The sequence below is a fragment of the Peribacillus butanolivorans genome (assembly GCF_001273755.1).
Classification (GTDB): domain Bacteria; phylum Bacillota; class Bacilli; order Bacillales; family DSM-1321; genus Peribacillus; species Peribacillus butanolivorans.
In genome coordinates this window covers 1,878,923-1,892,537 of the sequence record NZ_LGYA01000001.1, presented here as the reverse complement: position 1 = coordinate 1,892,537, position 13,615 = coordinate 1,878,923, and the positions used below count along the sequence as shown (strand labels likewise).

The window sequence follows — 13,615 nt, the reverse complement described above, 5'->3', positions numbered from 1 at the left end:
AGGTTAATCTATGGTTTTCAACTTCGTTTCCGTACATATCATAGAGTTTTAACGCCATCATTAAATGAGGTGGCACCAACCAATTATCACATTTCCCACGCTAATGCTAAAACCATTGATAATTAAGGATTTTCCCTAAAACGATCAGTATAGGAGGCTGTAACAACATCCCTCTGGTAACACAAAATAAAATACTTCCCTTTCCCTTAATCCATCCCTAAATTAAATTCTCTTTTAGTAAGGTTATTTACCTTTAAGGGAAACAGCTTAAAGTAAAAAACGACACTATTCATCTACCATAAAATGGCTTAACGTGGGTCTAACGTCAAAATGTTGGTGGGACCCCTATATGGCGTGCTAGCAATGCAGCTTTGTAATGTTCCTTACTTTTTGTCAGACGAAAATGAATAAATGCCCCTGTTAAAACAATGGCTACAATTAGCTCTATAATAAAAATTTTTACCGCCTCCTTTTATTAAAGTTATCGACAAATAATAATAATTTTAAACGAAAAAAGCCCTTTTTGGATAAAGGGCCTTATAACTAAATTAAATATACAAAAACCAAGATTGCTGGATTCAGGATGACTTAGAATAATTAGAAAAGGGAGCTCTAAAAACTCCTATCAAAATGATGAATATAAGGATTGAGATGGCTGCAACTGCAAAGTTTAGAAACAATAGATCTAAACTTCTTAATCCAGACATTATAGTCACATATGCTAGCCCAATTGTCGTTATGCATTTTATCCCAATATCTAGGGTTGAATCAGAATCTGTAAAGATAGATTTTCCCAAATGGAAACAAACCGTTCCTAAAAGAGTAGTAACAATCAGAAACAAAATAAATGGAAGTCCTAAGTTCCATATAAAGTTAAAGGACGTATGTTGGACCTCATACGGTTGTTTTACTGCCTCTTTTAATAATCCCGATGTGCCACCTTGCTAATAAAAAAATTGATCATCATAGCTACATTGTGCTTTACAGTTGTTCCTAGAGCTTATGCCAATTTTGATAATGCTGAAACTCAAAAGACGCTATCGATGCGTACCAGTTGTGTGTGCTGTATTACCTTCTAAACATTGTTAATCAGACAAAACTTGATATTAAAGAACAAAAGTTCCCAGTATATGAAGGGGCGATTTATTCTTCATGACCATGGGAAAGTGAAATGGCTTGGATTCTTCATGCCGGAACAAACATAAATTTTGAAGAATGTAGGCCAAGATTATTTCTAAATCTCAACTGACAAAAACAATGTTTAAAGACTTTGAAGGGCTGTTAACAGAAAGTCCAGAGAATGACTCATCCCCAGAGTGTTTTATATTAAACAACTACTTTTATTTAACAGCTAAAATTAATCATTGGATTTTTTTGTTAATATATTAAATATTATAAATATTTGATAAAATAAACCAATAAAAGGAATGTTAACTTTGAGTTACTTACAACGATTTTAATATAATTTCTTTATTAATAAGGAGAAAAAATTATGGAATTGAGCTTGGCTTCATCTGATTTTCTAAAAGTATTTAAACATCTTGATACTCATGAATTTAGTAAAACAGGAAACAAAATTGATTTATTTTTATTTCCTATAAACTCAAATAAGTTCGACTATAATAGAATTATCAATGAACTTATGGAACCAGTTGCAGATTTTGCCATCTCAAGAAAAGTGAAAAATTCATATGCTAATAAACCTATGACTCTCTCAAAAGTAGCTCGGGAAAAGTTCCTTGAGTATAAAAAGAATACTGGGGAGCTGGGAGAATTTTTATTATATTGTTTTTTAGAAGGGCATTTGAACGCTCCGAAAATCTTTTCAAAGTTGGAAATGAAGACATCAACAAGTATGTACGTGAATGGTTCAGATGGTGTGCATTTCTTAAAACTTGCTGATGGTAATTTTCAATTAGTATTTGGTGAATCAAAGACTATTAAAGAATTGGGCGGAGCTATGTATGACGCCTTTAAATCAATATACCAATTCAAAAATGAAATTAATGATAAAGGTGATACCAAAAGTGGTATCAATTTTGAAAAGAGATTAATTAGTGATAATTTGGATCATGAGACCTGGACTGAAAAAGAAAAAGAATTCCTAACTAAACTTATTTATCCAACTAGTGATGAAGATTTTGAGGTAGATGATGCCTTTGGTATTTTTATTGGGTTCCAAATAACCCCGACGGATGAGCAGAAAAGATCAAGTAATTCAGACTATAGAAAAGCAATTGAAGCAAATGTTAAATTGCAATTAACAAAAGAATTAAAGCATATAGAAAAATTGATAGAAAGATATGACCTGTTCGGACATTCTTTCTATATATATGCTTTGCCTTTTATTGAACTTGACAAAGCCCGAGAAGACATAATGAAAGGAATAACAACATGAGTTTACTTAAGGAACTTGCGAAAAAAGCACTTAATGATTCATATTTAGAAACATTAGTCCATAAATTAGAAAAAACATATGGTTATCACTTTGTCGGTAATTCTATAAACAACCCATTAACTGAAAAAGAGTATACTGACCTATTAAGGTTTGGAGATATACTTTGCAGGTCAGATTTAACAGAGGCACGAAATTTGGCATATAAAATCATTAGTTTGTTATACAATTTTTATAGCGAAGATAAATTCTTCAAGATGCAAGCTGCTACTGTACTTGTAAAATTAGGAAACTTCCCTTCTCTGCAACTTGCAATTAATAGTGAGGAAATTGATTTAGATGAAGTAATGGTTGAGTCTATTATCAAAAAGACTTATCAAATTGCTCCAGACTCAAAAAATATTTTTACTGACGCTCAATACCAAGTTTTTGAGGAGTTAAAAGATAGTAATCACTTTAGCTTTTCTGGACCAACATCTTTCGGAAAGTCATTTATTATAGAATCATTCATCAAATTTCTTATTAAAGAAAGAAATGCTTCTGATAATATTGTTATTCTTGTACCAACTAGAGCATTAATAAATCAAGTAACAACTAAGCTTAAAAAAGAAATTTCCGAACCAAAATACAAAATACTCTCCCATCCAACAGTACCATTATTGTATAAAAGTAAAGGGAACAAATATATTTTTGTATTCACCCCCGAAAGATTAATTTCATATTTATCAAATGATAATCCTGCAATCAACTATGTTTTTGTTGACGAAGCTCAAAAACTGATAACCCAAGACGATTCAAGAGCTCCGCTCTTTTATCACGCCTTAATGCTGGCTAAAAGAAAAAGTGTAAATCTTTATTTTTCTTCTCCTAATATTATTAATAGTGAAATATTCCTACAGTTATTTGGGAATAGTACCGAAGAAACATTAAGTGTTACTGAAAATTCTGTGGCTCAAAATAGATTCTTTATTGACTGTATAGAAAAGAGAGTAATTATGTTCGCCGAAAACGGTGAGGAAATAGATTTACCGTATGACTCCTATTCTACCAATGAACATAATAATTTAAAGAATGCTATCACTTTAATAGGGAATAATGTCCAAAATATAATATATTGCAATACAGTTGATGACACAATAAATTACGCTTTACAATATGCGAAAAATCTTAATGATAAAAAAAACACTAATTTGTCTTCTTTAATTGAATTGGTTCAAACAACTATGCACGAAGAATATTATTTAGTGGATTGTCTTAAAAAAGGAATAGCATTTCATTTCGGGGGATTACCACAAAGAATTAGGGAAAAGATTGAATTATTGTTTCGTGATAAAATAATAGATAATATTTTTTGCACTTCTACTTTGTTAGAGGGCGTTAACCTACCTGCCAAAAACATTTTTATATTAAGTAATGCAATTGGACTTAGAAAGTTTTCTGATGTAGATTTTTGGAACTTAGCAGGTCGTGCAGGAAGATTAACTAAGGATCTAAGTGGAAATATAGTTTGTTTAAGAATAGTAGATAAGAGAAATAGATGGGATAGTCCAAAAAAAGACCTAAAAGTTATAAAAGAAAAAAAAATAGGCAAGGTTGAATCCATTCTAATGACCAATAGAGGGAGGTTTTATACTAATATCGGTAATTCGATTGTTGGAAAACCATTCACTCGAAAAAACGTCTCTGAAAACGAGAAAAAAATGCTTGATTCCTATGGTAATATATTGGCTTATCATGATTTGTCTAAGACTGATTCGATTTTAAGAAGTATGTTCATTGATAATAATAATGATGGAGCATCAATACTTAACAAAATTGATTCAAGAAACCAAGTCCCTAATGATATTTTGGCTCAAAGCATGACCATTAAGCTACAATATCAAAACGATATTGTAGCTTTCGGGAAATTGTTGCCTCAAATACCTTTAGAAGTAAATTATCAGAATTGCTTAGAAATATTGAATATCCTTTATAATTTCTATAATTGGAAGGGTGAAGAATCAGGAGGAACTAAACCTTTAGCGAAAAATAAAAATATTCTTACCTATTACGCAGTATTAATGAACTCATGGATAAATTCAAAACCTTTAAATATAATTATTAAAGATGTTATTAAGGATTTTGTATCCAACAATAAGGAAATCTTTCTAAACAATAATCAATCGGAACTATTTGATTCTAAAAATCGAATACATATTAATAAAATTGTTAATAATGTGGTATCTGATATAGAAAATGTATTAAGATTTAAAATAAAATATTACTTATCTAATTATATTCTACTTATTAATAATATAAATAAAGGTGAAGGACTCCCTATGAGTAAAGATTGGTCAGAATACTTGGAGTATGGAACTACGGATAAAATAATAATTGAATTGCAAAATTTAGGGTTTCCAAGGCATCTTGCAACAATTCTTAAAAAGAATTATATCGATTCTTTTATTATCCAAGATTATAATATAATAGATTTTTCTGAAAATGAATTGAAAAATGCAATTGATAAAGAAAAGTATTATGAAGAATACATTGAGTTATCGGAGATCCTTGATTGGGAAAAGTAATCACATGAATGGAAAGCGTTAACACGTGGTATAGAAATAATGGTAGATAGGGGCAGAAGTACATTCCATTCTACAAAGATCATTCTGAGTTTGTGATGGTCTAGTTACGGACAACCAGCGTAAACTAGAACTGACCTAAATGAAAGTATAATCAAATACGTATAAAAGCCTTTGCTCCCGTTGAGCAAAGGCTACTTTTTTTGACGAGTTTCTTCTAATATATAGCTTTTTTTAGAGTCTTTTTCATATTCCTTAACCAACTTATAAAAAGTCGTCTTTTTTACACCTAATTCCGCCATGGCTTTAACGGCTGTTATCTCTCCTGCTTTCCAACGATCATACACTTCTTTAAGCTCTTCGGTTACTCGAGCTTTCGGTCGGCCGAAGGGCACACCATTTTGCAAAGCCACATTAATTCCTTCACGCTGCCGTTTTCGTATACGGTCCCTCTCCTCTTCCGCCATCCAGGAAAGGATTTGTAAAACAAGATCTGCGATGAAGGTCCCTAAACTATCCTTAAATTGAGTAGTGTCCAACAATGGCATATCCATGACCACGATATCTGCTTGGACATTTTTCGTGATGTCATTCCATTCTTGTAGAATTTCTTCCTTGTTCCGGCCAAAACGATCGAGTGAATGAATATATAGGACATCCCCTTTCCGAATCATACGTTTTAACAATTGATATTGAGCCCGGTCAAAGTTTTTCCCACTTTGTTTATCTAGGAAGATATCTCGTTCATCTAATCCTTTTTCTTTCATGGCCTGAAGTTGACGTCCTTCATTTTGATCTTTGCTACTCACTCTTATGTATCCGAATTTACGAACTTCCATCTTGTTACTCCTTTTTCTACTTACTTTCCTATTATTCTACCAAAAGCGTTCGTAAAAGTATATGCAAAATCACGAACGTTCATAAAGTGTTTTATAACTTTAACGAACGGAAAAATGAGTCGATTTTATAAAAAAAGAACCGTTCGTAAAAGTCTACTTTTACGAACGGTAGCAACAATGCTATACCGCCCATTTCGGAAATTTTATAGGCTAAGAGAATTCCAACCTAAAAAGTCGATATCCTCTACGTGAACTGACCCCATAAAGTTAGACAGGTTATTCCGTTAGGCAGCCCGTTGGGCATGAGCTCGGTATTGTACCGGGCTCATGCCTTTTAATTTTGCCTTGATTCGTTTGTGATTATAGTATTCTATATATTTTGCTAGTTCTTGTTTAAAGTGTTCCACACTTTCAAATTCTTTTAGATAAAGTAGTTCCGATTTCATGATACCAAAGAAATTTTCCATAACAGCGTTATCGTAACAATTCCCTTTGCGAGACATACTTTGCGTAATGCCACGTTCCCTAAGGGCATTACGGTATTGTTTCATTTGATAATGCCAGCCTTGATCTGAATGAATTAGGAGACTATCGTCTGTTAAACGTTCAAAAGCTTGATCTAACATCGTTGAAATGAGTGAGTAGGTTGGTCTTGAACCGATTGTATACGTAATGATTTCTCCATTAAATAAGTCCAATATCGGCGATAAATATAGCTTTTCTCCAAATAATTTAAACTCTGTAATATCCGTAACCCATTTCTCATTTGGTTTTTCAGCTTTGAAATTGCGATCTAAAATATTTAGTGCAATCTTTCCCACAGTTCCTTTGTAAGAGCGATATTTTTTCATACGGACAAGACATTTTAGCCCTAGTTCTTTCATGATACGCTGTACCTTTTTGTGGTTTACTTTGTGTCCGCGATTTCTAAGTTCATCACGAATACGACGGTAACCAAACCGACCTTCATGTTCATCGAAAACAGATTTAATCAATACTTTCAGTTCTGCATCTGGATCAGGACGACCGAAGTTTTTCACCCAATAGTAATACGTGCTACGCGGAATGTCTGCGAGCTGTATAAGTGCTTTCACCGGGAATGCATTCCTTAATTCATAGACTACTTGTGCCTTGTCTTATTTGGTGATTTTTCCTTGTTTTGAACTAAGGCATTCAACTTTTTTAAATAGGCAATCTCCATACGTAAACGTTCATTCTCCGCCTGTAAAGCCTCTATTGATCCTTCATCGGGTACTTGAGTATTTGATGTCTGATTATTTTTATTTTTCATGGATGGACGCCCCTTTTTCTTTGATTGTAGGGCATCAAATCCTTTTGTTTCATAAGCAACTTTCCATTTTCTAAGCGTTTCATAAGATGGAATATTAAAAATCGCCGCTGTTTTCCTGATAGACGTCCCGTGTTCGTTCATATAATTGAGTACATCTAGTTTAAACTGTGCGGGGTAGAGTGTATAGCGTTTTTCAAAAGCATCATCACCAAAAAGTTCAAATTGTTTAATCCACTGATGGAGTAAACTTGGATGAACACCAATAGATTTAGCAATTGTTTGTCCTCCCTCATGACCATCTATATATTGTCTTACTGCCTGTATTTTTTCTTCTGAAGAAAATCTCGCCATAAAAAACTGCACCTCCAATTGTTAGTTGTGTCTAACAATTGGGGTGCAGTTCAACGTTAAGGAATTGACTTTTTTTACTTCTTCTTAATGAACTCCCTCAGTTTAATAGATAATGCTCACGAATACTCGCTTATTCGCAGGATTTCAAACCACATGGTATAGGTTGCTTTAGATGAACGAAAGAGATAGGACCGTTTTGATAAGATTGTTGTTTATATTTTAAATTATTCATTTATTCAGAATGTTTATAGGTACCATATAATATCCTACCACTATAAAAAGAAAGCCAAATAAGAGTGTATAGATAAAATCTACACTAGACTTATTTTTCTTGAATCGCTTTGTACTATTAATAATATAATAAAGTCCTAATAGATAAAATATTATCTGCACATATAAATAACCAGTAATGAACATTATAATCAAAATCACCAAAACCGATAATTTTAAAATAATATCTATTACAGTTTCATGAAAAATCATGGAAAATACATTCTTATTGTCGTTTTTTATTAGTTTGAATTTTATTTTCTTCAAATTCTATACACCCCCTAATAAATACTACTTTTAAATTAGGACCGCTAATACCAGCAGTCCTAATTTTTTTATACTACTTTATTTTCTGCTGACTATACTTGTTATAGGAACAGTCACCGTCCAACCATAGTTTCTGCCATAAAGTATGACTCCCTTGCCTTTATTTTTATCCTCCAATTTTTGTCCAAACCTTTGTGCGCCCCAATTGGCAATTATACCCGCTCCTGAAATTAATTTGTTTGCTCCAAGAAAATTACGAATAGCTTTGCTAAGTAAGGCTGCCACTCCAATTAAGGCTGCATCAATCACTCCATATTTTAACTTTTGAGCAATTCTTTTTGTTTCTTTATTACTTAACGTGACTTTGTATTTAAACCCCCACCAACCTTTAGAATATACACTGAAACCATAATTACCAGCAGGATCAACATTACTTATCGGATTGTTATTAACATATGTGTACCCGTTTTGTGAAATTGGCTCATCTTTATCTCCTGGGTAAGGATCTAACGCTAAGAAGGATCCGTTTTCAGGATTATAATAACGAGCTTGCAAGTAATAATTTTTCGTTTCTTCATCATAGTAATAACCCGCATAACGAACAGGATTTTCTTTCGCAATTGTACCTTCAACGGTTAAAACATTCCCGTATGCATCATATTCATATGACCCAACTTCTTTGTCTTCACCGTCACGAATGCTCAATACATCCCCGCGATGGTTTGTGATAAATTGATACGCTTTTGTTTCAAATTCACCTTTATCGTTCTTCGCCTTCACAATCATACCAAGGGCTCTGAAGCCATTCCATTCATATGAACGGTACTGTGTGATTTGATTATTTTCTTTTACAATTTCCATATCTAATACATCATCATTATAGAAATATTCATGTCTTGTAGTTCCAATTGTTTTTGTTAAACGTAAACCATCTTCATCATACGTATAGGCTACGATGTCTTTTCCAGCAAACGTTTTGACGCTTGTTAATTGTTGACGCTCATTGTACGCATACTTATAGTTTTCATCTTCTAATAAATTACCATTGGCATCATATTTGTACGCTGTGGCATTTTTCTTTGTAATTTGGTTCGCATCATTGTACGAGAATGTATATTCTTTTCCCTTCAACTTGGCTTTGGTACGATTACCAACTCCATCATACTCATACGTATTCACATCACCATTTGGTAATGTTTCCTTCGTTAATTGCTCACTTTTGTCGTATTCAAACCTTGAAACATTACCATCTACTGCTTCTTTTGAGATATTACCATTTTTCGTGTAATCATATTGAATGTCAAATGGTTGTTTTGTTTTACTTGTATACGTTAAAGAACTTAATAAGTTGGCATCATTAAATTGTGCAACTTGCTTTAAGACACCATCATTCAAATTAAGTATACTTTGATTTTCTTCTGTCTTTGTATCGTATTGATAATTGTGTAGTGTTTTATCATCCACACTATATTTCACATGGCCGATGTCATCACTTTTATCTTTAAACAATGTTTCCTTTGTCACAGATAACCCTTTATCATACGCAGATTGACGTTTTGTTTCACGTTCTTGATCATCATATGAATAAGATTGAGTGAATAAGCCTAGCGTATATTTTGCTAGCAGATTCGTTTCAGATGTATAACCGTATGTTTTTAAGTCTTTTCCATCATGTGAAACCTTGCTTGTCTTTCCGTTTTCATCATATTGATAACTTGTTGTTGAGATTATTTCTCCCATTGGATTTTTTACTTGAACCGTATCTACTTGACCACTTTCATTATAATTATAAATTGTATTAATACCTGAAGGTAAAATAGATTTATTCTTTTCACCATTGATGTCATAGCCATATTGGAATGTCATCTTTGGTATCTCTACCTTTGTTACTTGGTCATTGTCATTGTACAAATACGATTTTTCACGCCCTAATGCGTCTGTTATCGTCGATAAATTATTGTTGTCATCATATTTATAAGTTGTTTTATGACCATTACCATCCGCTATTGAAGTTAATGAATCTTTATAAAGAGAATCATACGTAAATGTTTTTGTATGGCTCTCTGCATCTGTTTCTTCTTGTTTTTGTCCGTATATAGTATATGTCACGGATGTTGTATTCCCTTTTTTATCTGTAATTGTCAATTTGTGATTGTTATCATCATAAGCTACAGCATCATACGTGCCATTAGGATAGAGTGTTTTTATTACTCGACCAAAAGAATCATATTCGAATTTTGTAGTTTCATCTTTTACAGTCGAAGAAATAAGAAAAGGACCTTCATACGAATTCGTTGTTATTTCGCCATTTGTCGCAACCGTTTCTGTGATTTGATTACGACCATTGTACGTATTCTTTGTTGTTCCATTAGGCGATTTAGATGTTAATAAATTTCGATTCTGGTCGTACGTAATTTCTTCAGTGGTGCCATCTGGATTTGTTACCTTCACAATATTGTATTGATTATCTAAATCAAAAAATGTTGTAGAATTTGTTTCTCCTTCTGATGGCTCAATTACTTGTGAAACGGCATACGTATTATTTTTCTCATCTCGTTTATATACAGTTTCGTTGTCACTGGAATCAATCACTTTAAATTCGTTGTCTTTCGCATTAAATTGGTAAGTATTTGTAACAGAAAGTTCTTCATCTTTCGCTTGTTTATCAAAAATTGTTATTTCGTTTTCTTTGTAAGTGAAAACTGTCTCGTTGTTTTTACCATCTACATATTTATCCAATTGACCTTGATTATTATAGGTAAAGTTTTCCACAATCGTACGTTCAGCTTTATCACTACCGATGGTTGTTTGTGTTAATTGATCACCTGTATATTTAAATGTTGTCCAGTGATCCGCATATTGGACTTTACTAATTTTATTATCTGTATATGAGATTTGAATTTTTTCTTTCTTTTCAATCCCTTTTGTCTCTGAGACACTTGTTAATTGATCTTTATCATTACGTGTGAATTCAATTTGATTGCCATATTCATCTTGATAAGACGCGATGAAAAAGTCAGGTGATTTTTGACCAACTTTAAATGTTTGAACATATTGATTTTTATCCGTCATTGTATACGTCGTATCATTTACTTTCTCTAGCTTTTCATATAGACCTTTTGGAGAAGTAAATTGATTGCCCTCTTTTTTAAACAAATGAACTGTGCTATCTTCGTCTGTGTATGAACCATCGCCATTTTCTAAAATTCTTAAAGATTCATTTCCAATAAACGTCCAACCTTTACCTAATGCTGAATCTTTTGTTGAACGAGAATTATACGTACGTGTAAAGTCGTATCCTAAGTCACTGCGAGTATACAACGATTCATCGGTAAATTGTAATGCCATATTCCCAGTTGTTACGTTAACAGATGCTGCCGCATTCCCAAAATTTTGATCTTCATAGGTAAAATAATCTTCTAGACCTATTAAATCCTCATGCATTTCTGGTTTTACTGTTGCTTTACTTGAAACAGGACTTAGACCACGTTTTCCCGTCAATTTACCTTCTTCTGTCTCCGGAGCTGTTGTATCATCATCGAAATAAGCCTGTACTGTCGCTGTATGTGATTTTCCTAAATCATATTTAGGTTTCGTAGTATAGCTCGTTTTTCCTTTGACTTTAATAGTTTCTTCTGTTTTTCCATCATTCAAGATAATATCATAGTATTTTGCACCTTCAGATGCTTTCCATGACAAGGAAAGACTCGTTTTGTTTTGTACTAAATTATCATCATTTGATTTAATTGTTACATCTTTTGGAGCATATAAAGGAATATATCCGTAATTAACATCTGATTGAGGCGAATCACCAGCAGCAGACATCGCAATGACACGAACACTATAACGTTTAGATGTATTTCCATATGTTACACCTGGATCAATCGGTAATTCACTACCTGTTCCAACACTCGATGCTTTATCTAGTTCAACCTGATGTAAATCGGTTTTACCTGCCTTGATTTCGGCATCTGTTGGCCAGATTTTTTTGCCCTTTGTACTAACTGATAATGTATCTTTTCCAACAGTAAAGTTTTCATACTTCAAACCATTCCAAATACGAACTTTATAGCCCGTTGCATTCGCTACTTTTTCCCATTTTATATCTAACCAGCCACGTCCTTTATTGACGGAATCAGATTCAGGATAATTATTTGCAGTAACAGTCGGTAAATCTGGTTCACCTGATGGAACAGGGATTGAACTCGATACAGTTGCTGAAGCAGGCCCATTTCCTGTTGGGTATTGTGGTATTACACGGAATTTATAAGCTTTAGAAGTAACTGTTGTTCCAGCTTTTACAGAATAAAATTCTGTGGGATCAAGTGGTAATTCAACACCCGATTTAGTTGTGCTATAAACACTTGTTGTTTTATAAGGTGCTTTTGGGAACACCATTTGTCCTTTTGAAGACCATGATGTCGCTGTCCCTTGATAAACACTCTGATAGGATTTCCCATCAAACATTTGAAGATCATAACCTTTTGCACCATATGCAGCTTTCCATTTCACATTAACAGAACCGGTTTTCATATCAATTCCATCTGCTGTAGCCGTCATAGTCGGTGTAGCCATTTGATCATAGTGATAAGCAATCACTATTTTCACTTTATTAGCACTTTCCGCAGCTGTGATTTTCTTCCAATAAGTTTGACCATTACCATTCGTATGGAATTTAAATCCATAGTTTGAACGTTCTCCTGAAACCCATGCTTGAACAGTATTTGCAACGTTAAAATGCGCCCATTCATCACGTCCCACAGAGGTAGATGTGATTTTTGTCGAAGAAGGCTTATTGTTCCAAGTTAATTCATCTGCGTACCATTGCCCATTTACCTCATCTACCCATAATCCATTTTTCTGAGATACATAATAGGCGTGTGTAACGTAAGCTTGTAAATCTGCGCTATCGATTACAGCTCCTTTTAAGTCTCCTACAACACTAAACTTTACAAATGCATAATTAGTTCCTGTCGTGCTATCATAGTATCCGGTTTTTAAAACATATTCTCCTTGCGATGGGTCCCATTCTTTATTGTAATTGTTTTTTGGATAGGCACTCGATACAAAGGTATCGCCCAATACGTCTATCGAAACCGAGGGATCAATATAAATTGGGAATACACGTTTTGAAGAAGCTAGCCATTCTTTATTAGCTTTTAGAGCTAAATCATATCCACCCTCAGACTTCTTGTTCAATTCGTATTTTATATCTAATGATCTGACTCCATCACCAAGTGTTTCATTATAATTGGAGTCAACCATTACTGGCTTAGGTAATTCAAATACTTTTTCTTCTTTTGAATCAGTTTCATAAAATCCAATCGATCCATCTTTTTCGATTTCCCCAAAAAGATCTGTTTCAATATCATAATGGAATTCGTTAATTCCATTGTATTTATTCATAATCCAATCTTCTTTTACTTCTTTGTTCAAAGCTATATGACGTAAATCTATATCATTATAAATAGATTTGTAGGTTACAGCATTTTCCCTTTGTTCCGTAACTGATGAGTCTGTTGGATTAGATTTATTCTCACCATCAGTTGCAAAAGCTAATTTAAATGACAAATTATGTTCACCCGAACTATATACTATCGGGGTATTTTTCCCAAGTTCCTCTGGAAACTCAGCCTGTAAA

4 protein-coding genes and 1 pseudogene are annotated in these 13,615 nt (G+C 33.2%); 2 read left to right on the top strand and 3 right to left on the bottom strand.

The features are described from left to right. Positions 1-1,492: 1,492 nt before the first annotated feature. Together AKG34_RS08905 and AKG34_RS08900 are read left to right on the top strand one after the other, a co-directional pair. The gene (locus AKG34_RS08905) at positions 1,493-2,398 is read left to right on the top strand and encodes a HamA C-terminal domain-containing protein (protein ID WP_053345750.1); all 906 of its coding nucleotides are present in this window, start codon (positions 1,493-1,495) and stop codon (positions 2,396-2,398) included. After that, entirely contained in the window at positions 2,395-4,959 is a 2,565-nt protein-coding gene (locus AKG34_RS08900) for a DEAD/DEAH box helicase (protein ID WP_053345749.1), read from the top strand. Before AKG34_RS08905 ends, AKG34_RS08900 begins: the two co-directional genes overlap by 4 nt. A 191-nt stretch (positions 4,960-5,150) precedes the next feature. Here AKG34_RS08900 and AKG34_RS08895 read toward each other — a convergent pair whose 3' ends face one another. From AKG34_RS08895 to AKG34_RS08875, 3 genes and pseudogenes are all read right to left on the bottom strand, one after another. After that, the gene (locus AKG34_RS08895) at positions 5,151-5,795 is read right to left on the bottom strand and encodes a recombinase family protein (RefSeq protein WP_053345748.1); all 645 of its coding nucleotides are present in this window, start codon (positions 5,793-5,795) and stop codon (positions 5,151-5,153) included. 284 nt (positions 5,796-6,079) lie between these two features. Continuing rightward, positions 6,080-7,437 (bottom strand): annotated as a pseudogene (locus tag AKG34_RS26730) (IS3 family transposase). Between the two features lie 615 nt (positions 7,438-8,052). After that, positions 8,053-13,545, bottom strand: a complete 5,493-nt coding sequence (locus AKG34_RS08875) for a DNRLRE domain-containing protein (RefSeq protein ID WP_053345744.1) — start codon at positions 13,543-13,545, stop codon at positions 8,053-8,055. Positions 13,546-13,615 lie beyond the last annotated feature (70 nt).